At 56.3% G+C, this 22,340-nt stretch carries 22 protein-coding genes and 1 pseudogene; 12 read left to right on the top strand and 11 right to left on the bottom strand.

Translation table 11 applies throughout. The features are described from left to right. Positions 1 to 53 precede the first annotated feature (53 nt). Entirely contained in the window at positions 54 to 1,187 is a 1,134-nt protein-coding gene (locus BK662_RS02640) for an aminotransferase class V-fold PLP-dependent enzyme (protein WP_123356457.1), read from the top strand. 463 nt (positions 1,188 to 1,650) lie between these two features. Here the strand turns inward: BK662_RS02640 and BK662_RS02630 are convergent, their stop codons facing one another. The 4 genes from BK662_RS02630 to selD all read right to left on the bottom strand — a co-directional run bounded on the left by BK662_RS02630 (position 1,651) and on the right by selD (position 5,680). Continuing rightward, positions 1,651 to 2,592 (bottom strand): DHH family phosphoesterase, encoded by a 942-nt coding sequence (locus tag BK662_RS02630; RefSeq protein WP_123356453.1) that lies wholly within the window; start codon positions 2,590 to 2,592, stop codon positions 1,651 to 1,653. Further along, entirely contained in the window at positions 2,589 to 3,785 is a 1,197-nt protein-coding gene (locus BK662_RS02625) for a cysteine desulfurase family protein (protein ID WP_123356451.1), read from the bottom strand. The genes BK662_RS02630 and BK662_RS02625 overlap by 4 nt, the downstream gene beginning before the upstream one ends. Positions 3,786 to 3,858: 73 nt before the next feature. Continuing rightward, positions 3,859 to 4,629: a sulfite exporter TauE/SafE family protein gene (locus BK662_RS02620; protein ID WP_123356449.1), complete on the bottom strand. Its 771-nt coding sequence runs from the start codon at positions 4,627 to 4,629 to the stop codon at positions 3,859 to 3,861. 1 nt (position 4,630) lies between these two features. After that, entirely contained in the window at positions 4,631 to 5,680 is a 1,050-nt protein-coding gene (selD, locus tag BK662_RS02615; protein ID WP_123356446.1) for a selenide, water dikinase SelD, read from the bottom strand. Positions 5,681 to 6,017: 337 nt separating this feature from the next. Between selD and BK662_RS02610 the strand changes: the two genes are divergently transcribed. Further along, the gene (locus BK662_RS02610; protein WP_123356444.1) at positions 6,018 to 6,314 is read left to right on the top strand and encodes a DUF7660 family protein; all 297 of its coding nucleotides are present in this window, start codon (positions 6,018 to 6,020) and stop codon (positions 6,312 to 6,314) included. Between the two features lie 218 nt (positions 6,315 to 6,532). Here BK662_RS02610 and BK662_RS02605 read toward each other — a convergent pair whose 3' ends face one another. Together BK662_RS02605 and BK662_RS02600 are read right to left on the bottom strand one after the other, a co-directional pair. Beyond that, the gene (locus BK662_RS02605) at positions 6,533 to 6,811 is read right to left on the bottom strand and encodes a hypothetical protein (protein ID WP_123356442.1); all 279 of its coding nucleotides are present in this window, start codon (positions 6,809 to 6,811) and stop codon (positions 6,533 to 6,535) included. Between the two features lie 62 nt (positions 6,812 to 6,873). Beyond that, positions 6,874 to 7,143, bottom strand: a complete 270-nt coding sequence (locus BK662_RS02600; protein ID WP_123356440.1) for a DUF1652 domain-containing protein — start codon at positions 7,141 to 7,143, stop codon at positions 6,874 to 6,876. A gap of 213 nt (positions 7,144 to 7,356) precedes the next feature. Here BK662_RS02600 and BK662_RS02595 point away from each other — a divergent pair, with 213 nt between their 5' ends. Continuing rightward, positions 7,357 to 8,085 (top strand): hypothetical protein, encoded by a 729-nt coding sequence (locus BK662_RS02595; RefSeq protein ID WP_123356438.1) that lies wholly within the window; start codon positions 7,357 to 7,359, stop codon positions 8,083 to 8,085. A 24-nt stretch (positions 8,086 to 8,109) separates the two neighbouring features. Beyond that, a pseudogene (locus BK662_RS02590) lies at positions 8,110 to 8,801 on the top strand (SOS response-associated peptidase). A 209-nt stretch (positions 8,802 to 9,010) separates the two neighbouring features. On the opposite strand, the gene BK662_RS02585 reads toward BK662_RS02590, so the two are convergent. After that, positions 9,011 to 9,553 (bottom strand): N-acetyltransferase, encoded by a 543-nt coding sequence (locus BK662_RS02585; RefSeq protein WP_123356436.1) that lies wholly within the window; start codon positions 9,551 to 9,553, stop codon positions 9,011 to 9,013. A gap of 354 nt (positions 9,554 to 9,907) precedes the next feature. On the opposite strand from BK662_RS02585, the gene BK662_RS02580 reads away from it, so the two are divergent. The 7 genes from BK662_RS02580 to BK662_RS02545 all read left to right on the top strand — a co-directional run bounded on the left by BK662_RS02580 (position 9,908) and on the right by BK662_RS02545 (position 18,129). Beyond that, positions 9,908 to 11,440 carry a phospholipase effector Tle1 domain-containing protein gene (locus BK662_RS02580; RefSeq protein ID WP_185047067.1) on the top strand — a complete coding sequence of 511 codons (1,533 nt, stop codon included), beginning with the start codon at positions 9,908 to 9,910 and terminating at the stop codon, positions 11,438 to 11,440. Between the two features lie 317 nt (positions 11,441 to 11,757). Continuing rightward, a complete protein-coding gene (locus tag BK662_RS02575) occupies positions 11,758 to 12,213 on the top strand; it encodes a GNAT family N-acetyltransferase (protein WP_123356432.1) in 456 nt (151 codons plus the stop codon). Between the two features lie 648 nt (positions 12,214 to 12,861). After that, on the top strand, positions 12,862 to 13,887 hold the full coding sequence (locus BK662_RS02565; RefSeq protein ID WP_123356430.1) for a LacI family DNA-binding transcriptional regulator: 1,026 nt from the start codon (positions 12,862 to 12,864) through the stop codon (positions 13,885 to 13,887). 83 nt (positions 13,888 to 13,970) lie between these two features. Further along, positions 13,971 to 14,753: a sugar phosphate isomerase/epimerase family protein gene (locus BK662_RS02560; RefSeq protein WP_123356567.1), complete on the top strand. Its 783-nt coding sequence runs from the start codon at positions 13,971 to 13,973 to the stop codon at positions 14,751 to 14,753. Next, positions 14,746 to 15,732: a sugar kinase gene (locus BK662_RS02555; protein WP_123356427.1), complete on the top strand. Its 987-nt coding sequence runs from the start codon at positions 14,746 to 14,748 to the stop codon at positions 15,730 to 15,732. The genes BK662_RS02560 and BK662_RS02555 overlap by 8 nt, the downstream gene beginning before the upstream one ends. 99 nt (positions 15,733 to 15,831) lie before the next feature. Further along, positions 15,832 to 17,130: an MFS transporter gene (locus BK662_RS02550; protein WP_123356425.1), complete on the top strand. Its 1,299-nt coding sequence runs from the start codon at positions 15,832 to 15,834 to the stop codon at positions 17,128 to 17,130. A gap of 21 nt (positions 17,131 to 17,151) precedes the next feature. Next, complete coding sequence (locus BK662_RS02545) at positions 17,152 to 18,129, top strand: 2-hydroxyacid dehydrogenase (RefSeq protein ID WP_123356423.1); 978 nt, start codon at positions 17,152 to 17,154, stop codon at positions 18,127 to 18,129. A gap of 324 nt (positions 18,130 to 18,453) precedes the next feature. Here BK662_RS02545 and BK662_RS02540 read toward each other — a convergent pair whose 3' ends face one another. Next, complete coding sequence (locus BK662_RS02540; RefSeq protein WP_123356421.1) at positions 18,454 to 19,626, bottom strand: MFS transporter; 1,173 nt, start codon at positions 19,624 to 19,626, stop codon at positions 18,454 to 18,456. Positions 19,627 to 19,720: 94 nt separating this feature from the next. Between BK662_RS02540 and BK662_RS02535 the strand changes: the two genes are divergently transcribed. After that, on the top strand, positions 19,721 to 20,614 hold the full coding sequence (locus BK662_RS02535; RefSeq protein ID WP_123356419.1) for a LysR substrate-binding domain-containing protein: 894 nt from the start codon (positions 19,721 to 19,723) through the stop codon (positions 20,612 to 20,614). A 391-nt stretch (positions 20,615 to 21,005) separates the two neighbouring features. On the opposite strand, the gene tnpB is transcribed toward BK662_RS02535, so the two are convergent. The 3 genes from tnpB to BK662_RS02515 form a co-directional block, all read right to left on the bottom strand. Then, positions 21,006 to 21,251, bottom strand: coding sequence for an IS66 family insertion sequence element accessory protein TnpB (tnpB, locus tag BK662_RS34545; protein ID WP_148057905.1), 246 nt, complete (start codon positions 21,249 to 21,251; stop codon positions 21,006 to 21,008). Further along, a complete protein-coding gene (gene tnpA / locus BK662_RS02525) occupies positions 21,248 to 21,580 on the bottom strand; it encodes an IS66-like element accessory protein TnpA (RefSeq protein ID WP_259695869.1) in 333 nt (110 codons plus the stop codon). Before tnpA ends, tnpB begins: the two co-directional genes overlap by 4 nt. A gap of 158 nt (positions 21,581 to 21,738) precedes the next feature. Then, on the bottom strand, positions 21,739 to 22,104 hold the full coding sequence (locus BK662_RS02515; protein ID WP_123356415.1) for an NIPSNAP family protein: 366 nt from the start codon (positions 22,102 to 22,104) through the stop codon (positions 21,739 to 21,741). Between the last annotated feature and the right edge of the window lie 236 nt (positions 22,105 to 22,340).

Raw genomic sequence — 22,340 nt, 5'->3', positions numbered from 1 at the left:
AAGGCTTAGGGCAGGGTCGATACCACTGAGATCTCTGCCAAAGGAGTCACCCCATGTCAAAGCTATATCCCAGTATCGATCCCGAGGGGCTGGTCGAGTACTCAGTGGTCTACACCGACCGCTCGCTCAACCACATGTCGCAGTCATTTCAAGGCGTGATGAAGAACATTTCCAGGACCCTGAAACAGGTCTACAACGCCCAGGCTCTTGCGGTGGTCCCGGGCAGCGGCACATTCGGCATGGAAGCGGTGGCGCGACAGTTTGCCACCGACCAGCAATGCCTGGTGATACGCAACGGCTGGTTCAGTTATCGCTGGAGCCAGATCCTTGAGATGGGCAACATCCCGGCGGCCACCACGGTGCTGAAAGCCCGACCGGTCGACACTGGTCGCCAGGCTGCCTACGCCCCACCCCCTCTGGACGAAGTGCTGGCAGCCATTCAGGCGCAGAAGCCGCAGATTGTCTTCGCCCCCCACGTTGAAACCTCATCAGGGATTATCCTGCCCGACGAGTACCTGCGGGCCGTCGGCGACGCCGTGCATGCGGTGGGTGGCCTGTTCGTGCTGGACTGCATCGCCTCAGGCACGCTTTGGGTTGATATGCAGAAATGCGCAGTCGACCTGCTGATCAGCGCACCGCAGAAAGGCTGGAGCGCCTCCCCTTGCTGCGCCCTGGTGATGCTCAGTTCTTTGGCCCTCGAGCGCATCGAACAGACGCATAGCAGCAGCTTCGCCTGCGACCTGAAAAAATGGCTTCAGATCATGCAGGCCTACGAACAGGGCGGACATGCCTACCATGCGACCATGCCCAGCGATTCCCTCGCGCGATTTAACGAAGTGATGAAAGAGACGCAAGCCTACGGTTTCGACAAGGTCCGCGGCGAACAACAGGCTCTAGGCGATCGGGTGCGCGCAATGTTGACCGGCAAAGGCATCAAAAGCGTGGCCGCAGCCGGCTTTCAGGCCCCTGGCGTAGTGGTGAGCTACACCGATGATGCCGACATTAAGAGCGGTAAGAAATTTGCCAACTGCGGCCTACAGATCGCCGCCGGAGTGCCATTGCAATGCGACGAGCCGGCCGACTTCCAGACCTTCCGCATCGGTCTGTTCGGACTCGAAAAGCTGCACAATATCGAGCGCACGGTCAGCACCCTCGAGCAGGCACTGGACGAGGTGATGGTTAACTAAGCCCTCATCTTGCCCGCAGCACACACCGAACTTGTGAATGCTAGGAAGGCATCCTGCCCTGGGCACTGCCGGCCCATGGCGCTGATCTTCGACGATGTTAGAACCATAAGGGAAAGCCCGTGCATGCGTCTTACTGACACGTGCGCCCTTCAGCGCTATCAGAAAAGGTTTCCAACGAAGCCTTTCACGGGGCGGATGATTGGCGGCTGTATGACTTGGAACGACCCAAAGCTGACGATGGCGACAGGCAGAAATCGGCCGATTGTGTTGAAAAAGTCGACCCGACCCGCCTACCCATGCGTTGAGCGGTAAAAGCGCCTTTTTTGCACGCTGCTACGTCAAATCCAAGTCCTGAACCTTCTGCGCAAAACACGGATTTCAATCTCAGACGCGTACTTTTCTGCTGTGGAAACCGAAGCCGACTTTTTCAACACAATCGGCCAAAAGCAGCCCTTCGATGTGGCTACAAAACCAGAGGCGGTTTACTCACAACGGAGATGCGGGCCAACCCCAACTTCAACAGTTCCTTACGTAGCAGCGAGCGCTCAAGCACAGCCATTCCGGCCTGCCATTCGATCGACAGCAAATGGCTCAACTTTTGTTGGCTGACCAAGGGCTCAGCCAGAAAGTAGCTTTTGCACTCGCGGATGCTGATGACGTTCAACAGCCAGTCTCCACCCTGCGCCGCCAGCCAGTGACCGATCGTTGAACGATGCGTTCGAATCAGCGCACTGGCATCCCACACCGCCATCTGCGCGAAAACCTGCGGCAGGTTGCTATCGGCTTTCAGCCGCTTCATATCAACCGCCAACGCACCAATCAGGTCTGACTCGATAGTGGCTTGACACTCGGAGAAGTACCGCTCGGGCCAGTCCGCTTCCAGTTTCGCCCGCCGTGCGAGGACTTCATAAGCCCGGATATCCGATTGGGTGGTCAACTGCCCTGTGAAATTCAGGGTATTGTCCAGAATTGCCGTGGCCAGCAACGCAGCACTTTTTTCGCTGATTAGCGGCAACAGCTCTATCGCTTCCCAACGCTGAAAAATCAGAGTCGCCGCTGCGCCGATCGGCAGGATGTCTGCCGCAGATCCGAGCTTCTGCGCCCAATAGTTTTCAAAGCCTGGGTGATGGTCAATGACTTCCACCACCTGTTCAAGAACCACCACCGGGTCGAAATAGTGGTAGTCGGAGACATCCACCAACACGAACTCATCACCCGCTCTCGGCAGATAATCGTCCAGAGATGATTGCCATCCGAGCACAGTCCTGGAGATGCTGACATTGCGCGGGGCGCTACTGACGGCCCGAGCATCAACGCCTTGGTGATTCAACAGCTCGGCGTACGCAATGCAGCAGGCATACGCGTCGATGTCCAGGTACGCCGAGCCTGAGGTCACCACCCTCATAACACGTGGGCCACAGCGTGAGCCGCCGAGACAGTCGAAGACAGCTTCAGCGCTTGAGCGATACCCTCCAGAATCCGCTCATACGCGAATTGACACTGTTCTTCGTCGATGGAAATGCGCACCGTGGCCCCGGCGATCCGGTCGGAATATCCCAGTTGTGTAACCGTGTTGGACAGGCTGAGTGTCTTGTCCGAGCATGCCGACCCACCGGTTATGTAGATCGACTGCGTGTTCAAGGCCCGCTGCAGTTTTTTTGTATTGACGCCCGGCAATGCAATAAAACTCACACAAGGTACACGCGGTGCTTGCTGACCGATCACGACCACTTCGCCCAGCATCGCTTGCAGCGTACGTTCAAACGTTTCCCGGCTCTGTTGTACCGCGACTTTACCGTTGCCGTACTTGTGCTGTTTCTCCTGCAACGCGGTTTCAATCGAAAGAATGCCCGGATAGTTCTGAGTACCACCGCGCAACCCGCCTTCCTGGCCGCCGCCAACAATTAATGGCGACAAACCGTAGCGGTTTCTGGCGTACAGAAAACCGGCACCGGGCAACGCCCCGAACTTGTGTCCTGACGCAATGGCGAAATCAACGCCGGATGCGTGCAGATCCACAGGGATTTTGCCGATGGCCTGGGTCATGTCCGAAAACAGCAAACCACCCCCAGCCTTCACTTGTCGGGCGATTGCTTCGATCGGTTGAATCACGCCGGTTTCGTTATGCACTGCCATAACGCAAACCAATGTCGGGCGACCTGCATGGGCACGGAGCAACTGCTCCAATTGTTCAGTGTCGAGCAGTCCGTTCATTTGATGCCCGATCGCTATGACTTGCAGGCCTTCCAGACCGTAGCGGTTTATGTTCTGCAGGGTGCAGGAGTGTTCGATCGCTGAGTACAGCACCAAGGGTTGCTCATGTTTGTAGCGTTCGAAAAAATTATGAAACACCTGGGTACAGCCCTCACTGGAGCCGCTGTTGAAAATCAGGCAGTCGGCGTCCACTTTCAAAAGGCTGGCGATGCTGCCACGCGCCCGTTCGACTCGTTCGAGCAACTGAACGCCGAGGGCGTGATTGGCATTGGGGTTGGCGCATTGGCGGGTCGAAAACAACGCCTGAAGCATGTTGCTGACACCCATTGAAACCGGTGCCGAACCACAGACGTCGGCATAAACTGCATCCACAGCAATATCCATATCAAACACTTCCAGTTTTCTGTTTTATGTCATTCAGGATGCTGCTCGCAAAATGCGAACAGAGACTCACAGGTCAAATAAGCAAGCGCAGCATGAGCTGGATCGAGCACAGCAAAACGAAAGCATTCAGCGCCTGTTTCAGATGCCTCGAGTCCAGCCGATGAGAAAGCATGGCTCCGAGGAAACCACCCACCAATATCCCCAGTACCAATTCACCGGTGTAGCCGAGAAAATCCATGGTTGAACCCACTCTGCCGAATAACGCCCCACTTGCTCCGATGATACCGATCAGCGCCGAGGTCGAAATGGCCTGCTTTATCTGCAGACCAAACAAGCTGATCAGTACAGGCAGGTAGATGAACCCGCCGCCCTGCCCGACCAGCCCGCACAATACGCCAAGCACCAGCCCTATCAGTGGCAACGACAGCGATTGATGGTTGCACAACAGGGCCACCGGTTTATGGAACAGGTACGTCACCAACAACGACATCAACCCCAGCAGTCCGAAGACGAACAGAATGAAGTTTTCGCTGAATGCATCAGCATGGAGCGAGGCAAAAAAGTTGGCGACAGCCATCGGTACGGCAAAGCTTCTGATCACTCGCCAATCCGGCTGAAACTTGATGCGGTGCAGCGCGAACGACACGAGGGACGAAAAGAAGCCTTGTGCGGAAGACAGCCCCGTCACGACTTCAATCGGCAGTTTCTGACCGGACAATATCGGGTAAATCAGCACCAACAGGGGCGTCACGATGATGCCCCCACCGATACCGAACAGACCTGACATGAAACCAGCCATCACGCCCACACCGACCATAACCGGGTAGATTGTCACGGCTACCATCTCAGCAGACCTTGATCTTGCCGGTCCCTTCCGTCATCCGACCGATAACAATCAGATCAGGGCAAAGCGCCTGCCACTTCTGACGGTTCTTTTCAAACCCTTCGGCACTCACAGTGAACAGCAAACCGCCATTCGTTTGCGGGTCATGCAACAGAAACTTTCTAGCTAATGGAAGATCAGCCAGGTACTCCACGTTCTGCGCGTACTTTTTAATGTTAGAGAAAATACCGCTGTCAGCCGAAGTCACCGCCACCGCCAATGACTCTGTGCCGTCATAAAAAACCAGACCGCTTGTATCCAGGTCAACATCCAGTTGCCCCAGCCCGACCATCTCACTGATATGGCCGATCAAACCGAACCCCGTGATATCAGTCAAACTGCTAACCTCAGGACTTTCGCTCAGCGTGCGGCCAAACGCGTTGTCGCCGGTAATCTGGGCAAGCGTCGACGCAGCAATATCCTCTTGTTCAATCACTCCGGTCTTCAGGGCATTGGCGAGGATGCCGACACCGATCGGACGCGTCATGACCAGCAAATCACCGGCCCTGGCCGTGTTATTTTTCTTCAAACGGTGTTTTTCCACCTCACCAATGATCGAGAAGCCGTACAAGGGCTGGCTGTTCTTGATCGTATGACCACCGACGATGCTGACATTGAACTTGTTCATCACCGACTGGGCGCCAAGGATCATCTGCGTTGCTTGCTCGACCGAAACCAGTTCCGGGTCGAACGCCATGATCGAGTTGGCAATAAGCGGACTCCCGCCTGAAGCAAAGATATCGCTTACAGCATTGCTGGCTGCCAATTGGCCGAAGACATAAGGATCGTTGACTATCGGGGAGAAAAAATCGGTGGTGAATAAAAGATATTTTTCACCTGCGTCATAGACGGCGCAATCGTCAGAAGACTCAAAGCCCAATACCACCTTGTCATCCGAAACCGTATTGGCTGCTGCAGTTTGCGACAGAATCCTCGTTAACACACTGGATGGGATCTTGCACCCGCACCCACCACTCTCAGATTTATCCATGATCTGACAAAACATCGACATCGGCTTTCCTTAAAATCCATTTTCCATAATTAAAACAGCGCTTTAGCGTGCTGAAACATACTGTTACGTCCTATTTCTGCCGACAAAACTCGCATGTTTTCATTGCAAAAATATGACGGAATGGAGGCATTTTGAAGTCATGCGGATGTCAGCGCGCAATGGTGTATGAACCATTGCCTCACTGCTCTACATTGCTGAATCGAGCGAAGGTAAATGAAACTGCTCTCTGCTGACGGTGCTAGGTGGCCCAAAGAGGACGTAAGCTTGCCCCTCATCTCGTGGCATAGCAGCATAGTGAGAGTTTACTCCTTCGCTATTACGCACTTCCAAGGTCACCATGTCCATAAATCTTGATGAGCTATTGAAAACCGTAGACGACGAACAATCATTCATCGGCTTCATTGAAGCTCTAGGTATGGATTTCGCCGAGGAGCGTTTGCTGGAGAAGACCTCTCCGTCGTCTCCCTATGGACCGGGGGCGTTGAGATGGGAAAACGACTCTATTGATACTTTTCTTGATGCTGCCGCAGCGTGGGCGACTGCCAGCTCACGCAGTTCCCCTGTGAGTGCCTGTATATCAAACGTATGGCAACGCTGTGCGGCCATTTTGCTGGCTGGTAAATTTTATGAGTGAGCCCAGCCATTGCTGCTCGGAGTACCGCAACGAGCGAGGGCTCCCGCCCTAGAAAGCTCACTATCGATTCATACTGTTTTAAACCGCAGGTCTTGAACTGCTCGGGGGGTGTTTTCACACAGCCTGGGTCGAAAGTAGCCGGTCACAATTTCACCAACAGTCCATATCCACATTGTGCGTAATTTGCCCTTTCACTACCCGCCGAGGTCAAACGGGATTTAAGCGACATCCTGTCGCTCGGCCTCAATTTGCCGCCACAGTTCTTCTTCAATGAACTCGGCATATTGTTCGGCCAGTGCCGCGCAGGCGTTGCGCCCGGCGTCACTGGCCATGCCGCTGTCGTCATACACCTGACCCGATACCACTCGAAACTCCAGTTCCCGATAGCCATAGGCGTCCCAATCGCTGGTGGTGGCCCACGGATCGGGCGGCACATCCAGCAACGAAGTCACCTCGCATTGCAGGCAGTATTGATCAATGTTCACGTCGTAGGTCATATGCGCCTCCGACACCGCTGACGCATCACTGTGTTGAATGTGGAAGGTAATACGCCCTTCCCTTATAAGGAGGCAGGTTCGAACTGCCGCATCACGCGAAAGGCTATTTTCCTGGCGACCATTTCGCTACTCAGTTCGTCAATCAGACTGGCAATCGCTTGACTGGACACTAGGCTTGCGGTCGACACTCCTGTGACCAGTAATTCGACGCACCCGGTTATTGGGTCGAATATCTTGATCATCAGTGAGCCATCCGGGTTGACGGTACAGCTGCAGGAAAGAGGCAGGAAACCACACTCAATGAGGTGGCGTAGCTCAAGACGGGTGATCATCAATTTTGTCCTTAGAGTCAGCGGATTTCTCATCTATTAAGAATAGATAGCTCCTTACCAGCTGGCGGAGGAAACGACCAATTGACGCCTATCTGAGATCCTGCCGACCGTACACCACCCAAAATCCTACAGCTCGTCGCATCATCCTCGCCACCATCATCGAACCTCAATTACTGTACATACAACCAGCACTTGTACAGCGAACCCGTCCTCATGAATTTCGACCAGGCTAAAGCGCTGAGACTTCAGCAGTGGCGCTCGACCCTTGACGACCACGACTTTCGAATGCGGAACCCCGAGGCGCACCGACAGCACCTTCACGCCATGACCTCTACCTTGGTCGCCGAGGGGCTGATCAATACGCTCGAGCGATACGACATGGATGAAATGGCCAACGCTGCGTACTGGCATGCCGTGGAAGAACTGCAGAGCCATCCTGCCCGCTATTGTGGCGCATCATCCTATGATGTCGTGGCCTGCGATGGTGCTCTGATACTTGGGAAAATCAGGCAGACCATTTTCCATGCAAGTAGGGACAACAAGGACGAAGTTCGAACTACCTACGACGGCAAGATCTATAGCGACAGCCGCGGAGCAAATCTCGTTTTCAACCCCTCGGGTGTCACGGCACGCATCGAAGACCTGACGCTGACCCTGCCCGATGGTCGACGTTTCGACCTCATCGAGACGGGCCGGATGATTCTTGGGGTGATTTACACGTCGATTGACGATCCCGACATGTATCGCGCCTTGGTCGACGCGGCGCAGGTAGCCCTGGAAGGTCGCGAGCTAGCCGCCTACGAAAAGATGCGGCCGTTTATGGATCTGGCCAGGTTCAGAACCTGCCCCGTTTGTCTCGATCGCTTTGACCGAAGAGACGATTGCGCTACCTGCTCTGGGCAAGGCTTCGTCATCAAGCAGCCAAGGGCTGGTCTACGCTGAAAGCACGGCTGGAGGACCTGACCCATGTGCGGACGTCTTTCCCAATACAGCGGCATTCACGACTTTGTCGCGGCGCTGAGCATGCCCAACGCCCTGATCAATTATGCAGGCGACCAGCCTTTCGAACTCTACAACGCCGCACCAACCACTCAGCTCGCCCTCTTTCACCAGGAAGGTCAGTTTCTCCGTGCCGACATGGTGCGCTGGGGATGGCGGCCACACTGGGCCAAAGACCCGCGGCGCCGATCAATGCCCGGGTTGAAAAAGTCGCCCATGGACCGTTCTTCAAAGCGATCTGGCCACACCGAGCAATCATCGCCATCAACAACTGGTTCGAATGGGTTGATGAAGGCGGACCGAAAAAGCAGCCTTACCTGATCCGCCGGAAAGACCGGGCACCAATCCTGTGCGCCGCGATCTGCCAATACCCAAACGCCGAATTTGGCCCGAATGAATATGACGGCTTCGTAATCATCACCGCCGACAGCAAAGGCGGCATGGTGGATATTCACGATCGCCAGCCCGTCACGCTCAGCCCCGAACTGGCTCGGGAATGGCTGGATCCGGCCACGCCAAACGAGCGCGCCGAGCAGATGGTGCTGTTGCAGGGCGAGCCCGCTGAGGCTTTCGAGTGGTTCAAGGTCGACCGCGCTGTGGGGAATGCTCGCAATCAGGGCTCCGAACTGATAACTCCGATTTCATCTGCTGGGCCATAGCAACTACCCCATGCCCAACGGTTTGCCAATAAAGGAAGGTGTAGGCACGTGACCTTGCAGGCGAAGACGCGATGCTGCAGAGAATCTTATGCCACTCCAATACCTGCCGTCCCGCTCCAGTACCGCTTACGATTTCGGTTGGATACGACTTACTCAGGGACGACAGCCCAGTGACTGATTCTGGATGAAAGTTGCCCATCAAAAAGATACTACGATACCTGCTGGTGCCGAGCAGTCCACTCAGGTGAGGCTTCACACTCGCGAATCAACCTCAGGTGCTCTGGCTCTGGAATCAAGTGCGCCCATCGAGCTTTCTCGTCATCCATTTCACTTACTCGCAGATCTTCAAGAATAGTCACCCCTGCGCTGCGAAAAACATTGCGCGCCTTTGCCCAAAAGCCTATGGCAGAACCCCGTATGTGATTAGGCACGATCGGCAGGCGATACTGTTGATATAGCGCCCATAGTACGGCTAGGCCGTAACCATGCCGTCGATACTCATCCAGGATCTCGACCCAGAACACATAGAGCCTGTCATTGAGTGGATTCACTCCGTAGCGAAGACTCCCTACCTCTAACCCGGTATGAGATTCGATACTCATGTGAAACGTAGGACTCGGATCAAGGAATGATTTTGACGCTTGTTCCGTCCGCGTTAGGCGAAGCCTAACCTCGGGCAAACGATCGCTTAGCACCCTCCTCATCCATTGTCGGCGGGCAAAGAAATCCTTCATCGGGTCAAACCATTCCATCTGGCATCCTCGTTAGAAAATCACGGTAACTGTTCGAAGAAATACTGACCTTTCACGTATCAAAGCACGCTCGTCCGTGTTGGCTTTGCAGACATTGGTCGCAGCGAACCAATCCAAAAAAGCGACCATTCGAACCTCGACTTCACGAACCGGCCCTGCCGCAAGAATCTCCAGGAACCTCCTCCGAATCACATCACTTTTGGCAGCTTCGCGATGATGCTCAGGACACAGGGCATTGACGTTGCCTGGGACATCTCAACCCTCCGCACACGCGCCTTACCGAAGTAAAAAACAGGCAAGCAAACACTTGGCAATATGACATCATTGGTTTCTTCTTTGAAATGGAATTCTCCCTTGCCAATTGTCAACCCGCCCATTATGACAATGCGCTCTTTGTTCGTATTGCCGGTGATACTTACCCTAGCTTCATGCACGTCTCCTCCACAGACAAAATCAGTGCCGCCCCCTAAGACTGTAAATGAATCAATGACAGGACAGGCCGAACTGATCCCTGTTGTAGGTTTCTCTAGCTGCCTCCTGCAAAACAACGACATTACTTTAATTCGTGAGATCGAACAGGGACACATGATTCCGGATACTCGAATCAGTTTCGATGGCGGTCGTATCCCACTGTCGATTCGCGAAATGAATCAGTGGAGTTCAAGCCTTTCGGCACTCGAAAACCAGTCCGTTCCATTGGTAATCGACTCGATGGACGTAAGGCCTGTGTTCGTAGTTGTGTTTGATGGAACATGGAATGATCGAGAGGATAGCAACAGCCCCATCACGGTACCTGGTGTGCTGTCGCGGGAGCTAGAAGGTAGTCAAGCCAAAACACCCGGGCTCCAGGTGAAGTATTACAACGGCGTCGGCACTCGGGTATCCATGCTTCGCCGCTGGTGGGAAGGAGCCACAGGAGCTGGCACAAGGGAGCGAGCAGAACAAGCGCTTATAGACTTGCAAGCATTCACACACAATGAAGGGAAGATGCCACACGTTTATGCCATCGGTTTCAGCCGAGGTGCAGCCTCAGCACGGCACTTCCTCAATCTAACCGAGCCGATGTTACGTACAGCTTCGGTAGACAGTTTCTACAACCGGGCTAGAAGCTTTGCGCTGTTGTTCGACACGGTAGGCACCGGGCAGATAGGTTCGCTACAACTCAGCATTCCACCCTCTACATCCTCAGCGATCCAATTCGTGGCCACACATGAACGGCGACTGTCCTTTCCGATTGTGCCTTTGGTATCGAGCACCTCAGAGAAAATCCCTGGGCAACGGATTGTGGAACTGCAGCTCCCAGCAGCCCACAGCGACCTAGGTGGAGGGTATGGCGAAGGACTCGAAGCGCTATCGCTTGCCATGGCGCGCGAGTTACTTGTCCGTCAGGGTTTTAGGTTGCCAGAACAATCTGTCGAGCATCAGGCCATGTTGAACATGGGTTGGCACAACTCGGATTGGCCAGGTACGGCAATTGGGAATGCACTTCGAGGACTGGGTGGTGCTACCAACAGGCATCGTATCGAACCGAAAAGCACCGCCTTGCAAGGCCCCGCCGAAGAGCCTTTTATCGCACAACTCGAAAATGCTATGCGTGAAGTTGCAGCCAGCAAGGCGGAACTCGAACGAGTCCAAGAGCGATATCGTGACAAACCCGCAGTTTTCGACGGCCTCAGCATGCGGCTTATGGCGCAAAACAATGAGTTAGTGGTGTCCACGAATTGTCCAAATAACGTTAAATACGATCGTCGTTCGCGCTGGTTTTTGCTGAATGATCAGCCTTACATTAGGCTAACCGAGCAGAACGTTTTAGACGCCGAAGCAGGACGCGGAAACATTTGGATCGTTCCAAGGCAAAACCCCAATCTCTTCATACTGAAGAAATAAACTCAATGATGCGAGAAACGATCGCGAGCGGGAGATCAGTCCAGGACCTTTCCATCACAAATAACCGACTGCTATGGGTCGTTTACTGCCCTTGGCGACAGGCAACAATCGGTCGAGGCTGTGTAAAAACGTTTTTCAGCGAGATCCACATCTGCTGCCGTGCCGATAAATTTCAGATTTAACGTAGACGCGCACACTTCAATTTTGGCGAAGCGTTTTTACACACTCTGGGCCAAAAGCAGCCATTGGCTTTTCGTTTTCGTCAGTGAGGCCAAATCCTTCTACGATCAAGCAATGACACGGAAGGAGCTATCTTGATGGATTATCTGATTCGAAACGCTATGAATGCAGATGCGCCGGCTATCAGTCGAACGATCATCAACACTCTCCGCGAGTCCAATGCTCAGGACTACTCATCCGAAATCATTGATCAAGTGGCTCAAAGCTTTTCTCCCTTAGCGATCCTTCATTTGTTGACTGAGCGTCAGGTACTCGTAGCTACAGTCGACAGTCATATCGTCGCAACAGCGAGTCTTGATCAGGACGTTGTCCGAAGCGTGTTTGTCGACCCGAGCTATCAAGGAAAGGGTATCGGAAGACACCTGATGGAGAGGATTCAATCAATCGCCATAAACGCAGGTTTAAACCTGCTATGCGTTCCCTCTTCAATCACCGCAGAGGGCTTTTATGCTTCGCTTGGTTTTAAAAAAATCCGAGACGAGTTTCACGAATCGGAGCGTACGATCATCATGGCGAAGACATTGGAACGGTAGCGCTACAGCGTCCCAGGAGGCACCAGGATCAAAAATGGATTTCATCTTTGAATCTTGATCAACCTGTTGGCTTATCGGATTGGCGTTTACGTGCTACGCCTGCTGAGTGGCGGTCGTTTCAAGGGAGAAAGCGGTTTTGCCTAGGGCTTGGCACTCGCCGTCGGCTGCTTGGTGCTGTTCGCACCTTTCGTGGCTCTCATAGCCTTGCTCATCCATACCAGTGGCGGATGAGGTGATGAGCGCTATGAGTCGTAAGCGGCTACGAGCGAATGTCCGGTTCGGACAACTTCCTGGCCTAGTGTGTTGCCGCTGACCGAAAGCTGATCCAGTAAAGGCTATTCTGCCGACTGAAAACTAACCCAGATGTTCAACTGACGCTGCATAACCGTTCTAGTCATCGCCCTAGGCCACCGCGCAGGAGCAGCATGGCCACGCATACTGGATCGACCTGGTCCAGGAGACCGCGGGGCGTTGTTGCTGGATTCAACCTGGCTGAGGGTGCTGATCTGATCGCCGCCCGTCGATCTAAACCGTATGTACGTGAACACTCCACTTGACGGCGCATTTTTTTTATTGTTTCCTGAAACCGGTTTCAGCAATGTATTAAATGTACCCGACCTGATAAATCCAATAAGAAGGTTTCAGACCGTGAACGATTTTTCCGCCGCCCAGCGCAGCCGCGTGACCATGCTCGACGTGGCCAAACACGCCAAGGTCTCCAAGGCCAGCGTTTCGCGGTTCATTGGCGATGATCGTGGCCTGCTTTCCGATGCCATTGCTCAGCGCATCGAACAGGCAATTGCCGAACTCGGCTATCGCCCGAACCAGATGGCCCGCGGCCTGAAACGCGGGCGTACCCGCCTGATCGGCATGCTGGTGGCCGATATCCGCAACCCTTATTCCATTGCCGTGATGCACGGAGTGGAAACCGCGTGCCGTCAGCACGGCTATAGCCTGGTGGTGTGCAACACCGATCGCGATGACGAGCAAGAGCGCCAGCACCTGGCCCTGCTGCGTTCGTACAACATCGAAGGCTTGATCGTGAACACCCTCGGTCATCACCGTGACGAGTTGCACGACCTGCATCGGGAAATGCCCTTGGTGCTGATGGATCGCAAGGTGGAGCACCTTGAAAGCGATATGGTCGGGCTGAACAACCCGCAGGCCATCGACATGGGCCTCAACCACCTTGAAGAACGCGGTTACCGCGATGTATTGCTGGTGACCGAGCCGCTTGATGGCACCAGTTCGCGGATCGAACGGGTCAGCAGCTTCAAGGCGCAAATCGAGCAACGCCCGGCGCTTCGCGGCACGCACATCGAAACCGGCAGCGAACTGAGCGCACAATTGAAAGCCTTCCTCGACACGCCTGGCCCCGGCCCGAAGGCGCTATTTTGCGCGAACGGAATTGCGGCGCTGGCCAGCACCCATGCGTTGCGTGAACTCAAGTGCAATCTGTTCGATGACGTGGGCTTGATCGCCCTCGATGACCTGGACTGGTACCCGTTGGTGGGCAGCGGCATTACCGCTCTCGCGCAGCCGACCACCGAGATGGGCGCCAGTGCATTTGAGTGTCTGCTCAAGCGGCTGCGCGGGGATGACGGGGCGGTACGGATGCTGGATTTTTCCGCGCGGCTGATTGTGCGGGGGTCGACCCTTGGTGTTTTCAGGTGACTGGAATGGCCCTGAAGAGCAGCACGAATTCACAGCCATTTTTTTTGAACAAAAATGAAACCGGTTTCAGAGGTAGAAAAACAATGAACAAACCAGCCGTTTCCATCAGCCTTTCAAGCTACGGTGCCGATCTTGTGCGTCAACGCGGCCAGGGCAGTTTCATCGAGATTCTCGCCGCCGCCGGCGCCACGGGCATTGAGTGGCGCGAAGAATTACTGACCATCGAAGACCCCGCTCAACTGGCCGATGCCACTCAAGCACAAGGCCTGCAGAGCGTGTATTCATCGCCGATGGAGCTATGGCTGGCCGGTCAATCCAGGCCCAATCCCGAGCTGGTCACGGCCCTGCAACGCGCCCGGGCGTTCGGCGCCAAATGGCTGAAGGTGTCACTGGGCTATTTCACTGACAACAGCGATCTGCAAACCCTCACCCGAGTGCTGGGCGAAAGCGCCGTGCAGTTGCTGGTGGAAAACGACCAGACCCTGCACGGCGGCCGCATTGAACCCTTCCAGCGTTTTTTCGCAGAGATCGAACAGCACAAATTGCCGATAAAAATGACTTTCGATATCGGCAATTGGCACTGGCAGGACCAGTCCGCCGACAGTGCTGCCCGGTTGCTCGGTCGTCACGTCGGTTATGTGCACTGCAAAGCGGTCACGCGCCGTGCCGACGGCAAACTGGTCGCTATCCCGCCCGCTATTAGTGACCTGCAACAGTGGGAACACCTGCTGCGGCACATGGCCCATGGCGTAATGCGGGCCGCGGAATATCCGCTGCAAGGCGATGACCTGGTACATCTGACCACTGAGCACGTCGCCGCCCTCGCCCACCTTGGCCAGTCGCAACCGGAGAGTGCTCATGTCTGAGATCGATATTCTGTCCTTCGGCGAGACCATGGCGATGTTCGTCGCTGAACAGGCTGGTGATCTGGCCTGTGTCGGCGCTTTCCACAAACGCATTGCCGGGGCTGACAGCAATGTCGCCATTGGCCTTTCCCGATTGGGTTTCAACGTGGCATGGCTGAGTCGTGTCGGTGCCGACTCGTTGGGCCGGTTCGTGGTCGACACCCTGGAAAAAGAAGGCCTGGATTGCCGCCACGTCGACATCGACGCCGCCCACCCGACCGGTTTTCAACTCAAATCCCGCACCGACGATGGAAGCGATCCGGTGGTCGAGTACTTCCGCCGTGGTTCGGCGGCCAGTCACCTGTCGCCGCACTCGATCGTGCCCGAATTGCTCAAGGCCCGACATCTGCACGCCACCGGCATTCCCCCGGCGCTGTCGGAGTCGGCGCGGCAAATGTCGTTCGAGTTGATGACCCGCATGCGCGAGGCCGGGCGCAGTGTGTCCTTCGACCCGAACCTGCGCCCGAGCCTTTGGGCCAGCGAACGACAAATGATCACCGAGATCAACCGCCTCGCCGCCCTCGCCCATTGGGTGCTGCCGGGGTTGAGCGAAGGTCGCTTGTTGACCGGGTTCGAAGACCCGGCCGACATCGCCGCCTTCTACCTTGACCAGGGCGCCGAGGCCGTGGCGATCAAGCTTGGCCCACACGGGGCTTTCTACCGCACACACCTTGATCAAGGTTTCGTGGCTGGCGTACCAGTGCGAACAGTGGTCGATACGGTGGGCGCTGGCGATGGTTTTGCCGTCGGCATGATCAGCGCGCTGTTGGAAAACCAAAGCGTTGCCGAGGCCGTGAAATGCGCCAACTGGATTGGCAGCCGGGCGGTGCAGAGCCGGGGGGATATGGAGGGGTTGCCGACCCGATCCGAAATGGTCAGCGAATTTGAGGCCGCCATCGCGAGCAGGCTCGCTCCAACAGGGGATATGTGTCGAACGTAGATCCAATGAGCGAGCCTGCTCGCGATGAGGCCAGTAAAGGCACCGAAGATTCAAACCGTTACCTGCTGCGACAAAAACAACAAGCTCAGGAGCACCACCATGAAAACCGCAACGCTCGCCACCCGCCGCTGGTGGTACATCATGCCCATCGTGTTCATCACCTACAGCCTGGCGTATCTGGATCGCGCCAACTATGGGTTTGCCGCCGCGTCCGGCATGGCGGCAGACCTGTTGATCACGCCAGGCCTGTCGTCGATGCTCGGCGCGCTGTTCTTCCTCGGCTACTTTTTCTTCCAGGTACCCGGCGCGATCTACGCGCAGAAACACAGTGTGAAGAAGCTGATTTTCGTCAGCCTGATCCTCTGGGGCAGCCTGGCGACGTTGACCGGGATTGTCTCCAATGCCTACTGGCTGATCGTTATCCGCTTCATGCTCGGCGTGGTCGAAGCCGCAGTGATGCCGGCGATGCTGATCTACCTGTGCCACTGGTTCACCCGCGCCGAACGCTCGCGGGCCAACACCTTCCTGATCCTCGGCAACCCGGTGACCATGCTGTGGATGTCGGTGGTCTCGGGCTATCTGGTGCAGCATTACAGCTGGCGCTGGATGTTTATCGTCGAAGGTTTGCCAGCGGTGTTGTGGGCATTCATCTGGTGGCGCCTGGCCGATGATCGTCCGTCACAAGCCAAGTGGCTCAACGATCAGGAAAAACAGGACCTGGAAAGCGCACTGGCCGCCGAACAGGTTGGCATCAAGGCCATGAAGAACTACGCCGAAGCGTTCCGCTCACCCAAAGTGATCATCCTGGCACTGCAGTTTTTCTGCTGGAGTATTGGCGTGTACGGCTTCGTGTTGTGGCTGCCGTCGATCCTCAAGGCCGGCGCGCAGATGGACATGGTGCAGGCCGGCTGGCTGTCGGCGCTGCCGTACCTGGCGGCGGTGATCGGCATGCTGCTTGTGTCCTGGGGTTCGGACAAGTTGCAAAAACGTAAACGTTTCGTCTGGCCGCCACTGCTGATTGCCTCGATTGCCTTCTATGGCTCCTACGCCTTGGGTGCCGAACACTTCTGGTGGTCCTACACCTTGCTGGTGATTGCCGGCGCCTGCATGTACGCGCCTTACGGACCGTTCTTCGCAATCATTCCGGAGATCCTCCCGGCCAACGTCGCGGGTGGCGCCATGGCGCTGATCAACAGCATGGGCGCCCTCGGTTCCTTTGGCGGCTCCTATCTGGTCGGTTACCTGAACAGCTCCACCGGCTCGCCCGGCGCCTCGTACCTGTTGATGAGCGGCGCACTGATGTTTTCGGTATTGCTGACCATTTGCCTCAAGCCCGGCGCCAGCGATCGGGAGCGGCCCACAGCCACAGTAACGCGCACCGCAACGGCACATTCCTGAATTGAAGTTGAGATCTCAAAGATGAAAAAGCAGGTCGTCCTGTACAAGAAACTCTCGCCGCTGCTGATGGCTCGTCTGCACGAGCAGACCGAAGTGACGCTGATCGAAAACCTTGATGCCCAGGGTCTGGCCAAACTGCGCGATGCCCTACCCCGCGCCCATGGTTTGCTGGGTGCCAGCCTGAAGCTGGATGCCGAATTGCTCGATCTGGCACCCAACCTCCAAGCCATTGCCAGCGTCTCGGTGGGTGTCGATAACTACGACATCGACTACCTGACCGAGAGGGGCATCCTGCTCAGCAACACGCCGGATGTATTGACAGAAACCACCGCCGACACCGGTTTCGCACTGATCCTGGCAACGGCCCGGCGCGTAGTGGAATTGGCAAACATGATTCGCGAAGGCAATTGGACCCGCAACATCGGCCCCACGCATTTCGGCAGCGACGTGCACGGTAAAACCCTGGGCATCATTGGCATGGGCCGCATTGGTGAGGCCCTCGCGCAGCGCGGGCATTTCGGGTTTGGCATGCCGGTGATTTATCACAGCCAGTCACCGAAACCGGCGGTGGAACGGCGGTTCAATGCGCACTATCGAAGCCTGCCGGAGCTGTTGCAACAGGCCGATTTCGTTTGCCTGACGTTGCCGCTAACCGCGCAAACCACTGGGCTGATCGGCGCAGAACAGTTCGTTCTGATGCGTCCCGAGAGCATCTTCATCAATATTTCACGGGGCAAGGTAGTGGACGAAGCAGCGCTGATCGAAGCCTTGCGCGCGGGCCAGATTCGCGCGGCGGGGCTGGATGTATTTGAACGCGAACCGTTGAATCAGGACTCGCCGTTGCTGCAGTTGAACAACGTGGTGGCGACACCACACATCGGCTCGGCCACCCATGAAACACGGGAGGCCATGGCCAGATGCGCGGTGGACAACCTGTTGGCGGCGCTGGCGGGTAGGCGCCCGGGGAATCTGGTGAATGTGCGGGCGTGGAAGGCCTGAAAGATTCGTTGCCTGGAGGCCGTCTTCGCTCCCACATTTGATCTGTGAACGCCACAGATCAAATGTGGGAGCGCCCCGTAACGTCGATTCAGCTCCGTCATATACGCTCGCCGACATGCTGTACATGGCATCGAGTGTCGATGCACATCGAGGCCAAGGCACCTTACTTCCCGAGAGCCTCGACGTTCACCTTGGATAAAGCGCTTCATGGGCAATCCCTGCGATGAAATCCTCAGAAATCATAGCAAGGGTTCGCGAAGGCGTTTTTACACACTCTGGGCCGCTAGCCGTCACTCATCAATGGTGACTAACAGCCCCCTCACATCATCGTGACACCACCGCAGCTGCAATCGTTCTGGAACGCCAAGCAAAAGCCACCACCATCAGCAGCCCCAGACCCGCCATTGCCGCTCCGGCCAGGGAAATCGCCGGATAACCCAGCCCGGTATTGATCACCGCTCCACCCAGCGCCGCACCAATCGCGTTGCCGAAGTTGAAGGCACCGATGTTCACCGCCGAGGCCAGATTGGGCGCGTCCTTGGCAGCCTCCATGACGCGCATCTGTAGCGGCGGCACCAGAGCGAAGCTGGCGATACCCCATATCAGGATGGCAACGGCGGCCGGCAGCGGCCAACGCATCAGTACGGTGAACGCCAGCAAGACGAGAATCAGCACGCTCAGCGAAACGATCAGGGTGCGATCTATCGAGCGGTCGGCGGCCTTGCCGCCCCACATGTTGCCCAGCGTCAACCCCACACCGAACAGCACCAGCATGGCGGTGATGTAGGCGGTGGAGGCATGGGTCTCGCTGCTGAGGATCGGCGCGATGTAGGTGAAGACGGTAAACATTGCACCCGAGCCGACTACGGTCAGGGCCAACGCCCCCAGCACCGGGCCACGGCCCAGTACCCGAATTTCGGCCAGTACACCGACGCTTTGCGGCGCCTGCAGGTTGGGCAAGGCGAACCACAACGCGGCCATGGCCACCACGCCGAGGCCGGTAATACCCCAGAATGCGGTGCGCCAGCCGAACAGTTCGCCAAACCAGGCGGCCAGTGGCACACCGCCGATGGTCGCCAGGGTCAGGCCCATGAACATTGCCGCAACCGCCCCGGCACGTTTCTCCGGGGCGACCACGCTAGCGGCGACGATAGAGCCAACGCCAAAAAACGCACCGTGGTTCAGTGAGGTCACCACCCTGGCGACCATGAGACTGTAGTAATCGGTAGCCAGGGCTGACATCAGATTACCCAGGGTGAAAATCGCCATGAGTCCGATCAGCAGATAGCGCCGGGGGATCCTGCCGGTGGTCAGGGTCATCAGCGGCGCGCCGAGCAGTACGCCCAGGGCGTAAGCACTGACCAACAGACCGGCGGCGGGAATGGAAACGCCGAGATCCGCAGCGATGCCCGGCAACATGCCCATGGGGGCGAACTCGGTAACGCCGATGCCAAAGGCACCAATGGCGAGTGCGACAAGTGGTGGATTGATACGCATGGAAGGCTCCTTATCTATGCCGCTAATGCTACGATCCAACCTTTTCAGGCAGTAGATAGCATTTCTGGCAATCACCTTTGCGTAAGGAGCACAAATGGACTTCAACGGCAGGTCAGGTGAAATGGGCGTGTTCGCCACCGTGGCGCAGGAAGGCAGCCTGTCGGCCGCCGCGCGTGCATTGGGGCTGACACCCTCGGCGGTCAGTCGGATCATCGCGCGTACCGAACTACGTCTTGGCACCCGCTTGCTGTTGCGCACCACCCGAGCGATCACCTTCACCGCCGAGGGCGAGGCTTTCCTGCGCGGCGCCCGGCGTATCCTGGCCGACATGGCCGAGGTCGAAGAAGCCATCGCCGACCAGGGCGTACCAAGGGGCCGATTGCGGGTCAGCGCCGCCCTTGGCCATGGGCGGCTGGCCATCGTTCCCTTGGTGGCAGCATTCAGCGCCCGTTACCCGAACATCGTCGTCGACCTCACCCTCGGCGACGAAGTGGTCGACATTCTCGGCGGCCAGGCCGACGTCGCGGTACGCTTTGGCCATCTGCCCGACAGCCCGCTGACCGCGCGCAGGATCGGCGACACCGGCCAGGTAGTGGTGGCATCGCCCGAGTATCTGCAGCGCCACGGCATCCCCCAGGAACCGGAAGACCTGCTACGGCACAACTGCCTACGCTTCAACTTCCGGCGTGCCGAACCCAACTGGCCGTTCATCCGCGACGGAAGAGAGTTTTCCATGAAGGTCAGCGGCAACATCGAATGCAGCAGTGGTGAAGCGCTGGCACAACTCGCGCGAGTAGGTGCCGGCATTGCGCGTATCGGCGAGTTCAGCGTGAGCGAGGATCTGCAGCGCGGTGACCTGATACCGCTGCTGGAAGCCTGGAACCCCGGCGACCAGGAACCGATTCATGCGGTGTTCGTAGGTGGCTCGGCAATGCCGGCGCGGGTGCGGTTGTTCGTGGACTTCTTGTTGGAACATCACCGGATGTAAGCGGTGGCGTCACTTGATCCTTCCGGGTGCTCGTGATGCTGTTCGCATTAAGCAAGTAGTGACCAACGGTGGTCTGCCTGACTGGAACAATCGGGAGCCATGGCATTGGGCAAATAAGGCAGCCGCGGACATCCAAAGTATTGAAGCGATCACCAACTCGACTGATCCTAGCGCATACACCACGCTGTATGTACTACGAGTCGGAATCGCACCGCACGAGAATTTCCTAAGTGACAGCCCGCAACTTTCGGATTCCTTTGAGAACTTTCGTGGCGACTGTACCGAGTACGTTTTGGGCCTGCCCGTAGAAGCTGGCAACTTTGGGAAGATTGCAATCCAGCTTCACCCTGCAGGCACACACTACGTTTAACACGCGGACTCCAAAGACTGCCTAAGCGCCAGTCTGGGTCGGTTGGCAGCGACTACACTGGCTAAGTCCTTGCCTAGCACCCAGCCAGATGCCGAAGCCGTCATGCACCAGAACTTTCATACGAGTGGCACGGCGGTTGGCGAACAGATAAGCACAGTGCGGCTTCGCCGCACCGAACACCGCGATCACTCTGGCCAACGCAGTCTCGGTGCCAGCTCGCATGTCCATCGGCTCGGTGGCGAGCCAGATGGAGTCGATGCGGATCATCGCAGCAGGTCTCGAAGAAAGGTCGCGCAGGAAGCAGCACATTCGGTTGGCCAGTTCACTTTGACGGTGCCGCGCGGGTGCTGGATTTCAACGCAGATATTCGATGAGGCTGCGTGCGAATTTGCTACGGCCAGCTGCATGGGTAACGGAATGAATGCAGGTTGCAGCGCCGTACTTCTCTGCGCTTGCACCCGAATCCATTTGTGGACGAGGTTAGCGTTGAGGCTATGGCTGAGCGCGATGCTGGCAATCGAAGCTCCGGGTTGGGCACACTCTTGAATGACCTGGGCTTTGAAGGACCTGGAGTAGGAACGGCATTGTGGCTGCATGAAATACCCGCTTAAAAAGCTAGAACTGGTACCCACTTAAATTTAAGTGCACACCATGTCCTGGCCTTGCGGGGCTGGGTAGATGACTTGGCCGGACGGATACAACACACCTTCCTGATCCCCGCGTTTAAGACTACGGGGCCTGTCTTTGCCGATGGCTACGCTGATTGAGCATCGGCTTTCGATAAATCTATGGAAGCTCTGATTGCATCAATTACGTCTTGAGTGAGCGCCATAACTGTCGTCGTACTGACTTCAATCCGACTGATAATGTCTGCTCGGGGGCCCTGTTTCCAGGCATCGCTTGCGTAAAAAATATCTTGAGCGGCTAGGCGATGGCTCTCGCTTTCATAAGAGCGAATCAGGTGATAGCTGTCACAATCATGTAATGAGCCGCCATAAGAAACGACATCTATGCCAGCTTCTATGTGAAGCGGAACACTTACATTTTGCATTATTCGATGAAAATCCAATCCCGATCCTGGCTTTAAGGTGTACATCAGGATTTCAATAATTCGAGTCATTCCAAGTCTTCCATGTGGAGTTTCAACGTGAGCATCCGTACATCCCAGCTTACGTTATCAGGCGGGAATCCAGTTATGCGGCAGCAGTTCGGTAATCTCGCTTGCCCGCTGCGTCGGCAGGCGTGTGAGATTGATCAACTGCTGCCGCATAAGTGGATGCCGGCCTAGTCATGCAAGACGGATTGGCTGGACGCTTGCGGTCTAGGGAATGGCCTGAAGCGATGAACGAGCGACGG

Origin of the sequence: Pseudomonas frederiksbergensis (genome assembly GCF_003732275.1) — a bacterium.
Lineage (GTDB): Bacteria > Pseudomonadota > Gammaproteobacteria > Pseudomonadales > Pseudomonadaceae > Aquipseudomonas > Aquipseudomonas frederiksbergensis_H.
This window is presented reverse-complemented; position numbering and strand designations above follow the sequence as displayed.

Excerpts from the sequence above, each read along its gene's own strand:
- BK662_RS02640 (WP_123356457.1), top strand. The coding sequence starts at position 54 with ATGTCAAAGCTATATCCCAGTATCGATCCCGAGGGGCTGGTCGAGTAC.
- BK662_RS02630 (WP_123356453.1), bottom strand. The coding sequence starts at position 2,592 with ATGAGGGTGGTGACCTCAGGCTCGGCGTACCTGGACATCGACGCGTAT.
- BK662_RS02625 (WP_123356451.1), bottom strand. The coding sequence starts at position 3,785 with ATGGATATTGCTGTGGATGCAGTTTATGCCGACGTCTGTGGTTCGGCA.
- BK662_RS02620 (WP_123356449.1), bottom strand. The coding sequence starts at position 4,629 with ATGGTAGCCGTGACAATCTACCCGGTTATGGTCGGTGTGGGCGTGATG.
- selD (WP_123356446.1), bottom strand. The coding sequence starts at position 5,680 with ATGTCGATGTTTTGTCAGATCATGGATAAATCTGAGAGTGGTGGGTGC.
- BK662_RS02610 (WP_123356444.1), top strand. The coding sequence starts at position 6,018 with ATGTCCATAAATCTTGATGAGCTATTGAAAACCGTAGACGACGAACAA.
- BK662_RS02605 (WP_123356442.1), bottom strand. The coding sequence starts at position 6,811 with ATGACCTACGACGTGAACATTGATCAATACTGCCTGCAATGCGAGGTG.
- BK662_RS02600 (WP_123356440.1), bottom strand. The coding sequence starts at position 7,143 with ATGATCACCCGTCTTGAGCTACGCCACCTCATTGAGTGTGGTTTCCTG.
- BK662_RS02595 (WP_123356438.1), top strand. The coding sequence starts at position 7,357 with ATGAATTTCGACCAGGCTAAAGCGCTGAGACTTCAGCAGTGGCGCTCG.
- BK662_RS02585 (WP_123356436.1), bottom strand. The coding sequence starts at position 9,553 with ATGGAATGGTTTGACCCGATGAAGGATTTCTTTGCCCGCCGACAATGG.
- BK662_RS02575 (WP_123356432.1), top strand. The coding sequence starts at position 11,758 with ATGGATTATCTGATTCGAAACGCTATGAATGCAGATGCGCCGGCTATC.
- BK662_RS02560 (WP_123356567.1), top strand. The coding sequence starts at position 13,971 with ATGAACAAACCAGCCGTTTCCATCAGCCTTTCAAGCTACGGTGCCGAT.
- BK662_RS02555 (WP_123356427.1), top strand. The coding sequence starts at position 14,746 with ATGTCTGAGATCGATATTCTGTCCTTCGGCGAGACCATGGCGATGTTC.
- BK662_RS02550 (WP_123356425.1), top strand. The coding sequence starts at position 15,832 with ATGAAAACCGCAACGCTCGCCACCCGCCGCTGGTGGTACATCATGCCC.
- BK662_RS02545 (WP_123356423.1), top strand. The coding sequence starts at position 17,152 with ATGAAAAAGCAGGTCGTCCTGTACAAGAAACTCTCGCCGCTGCTGATG.
- BK662_RS02540 (WP_123356421.1), bottom strand. The coding sequence starts at position 19,626 with ATGCGTATCAATCCACCACTTGTCGCACTCGCCATTGGTGCCTTTGGC.
- BK662_RS02535 (WP_123356419.1), top strand. The coding sequence starts at position 19,721 with ATGGACTTCAACGGCAGGTCAGGTGAAATGGGCGTGTTCGCCACCGTG.
- tnpB (WP_148057905.1), bottom strand. The coding sequence starts at position 21,251 with ATGATCCGCATCGACTCCATCTGGCTCGCCACCGAGCCGATGGACATG.
- tnpA (WP_259695869.1), bottom strand. The coding sequence starts at position 21,580 with ATGCAGCCACAATGCCGTTCCTACTCCAGGTCCTTCAAAGCCCAGGTC.
- BK662_RS02515 (WP_123356415.1), bottom strand. The coding sequence starts at position 22,104 with ATGACTCGAATTATTGAAATCCTGATGTACACCTTAAAGCCAGGATCG.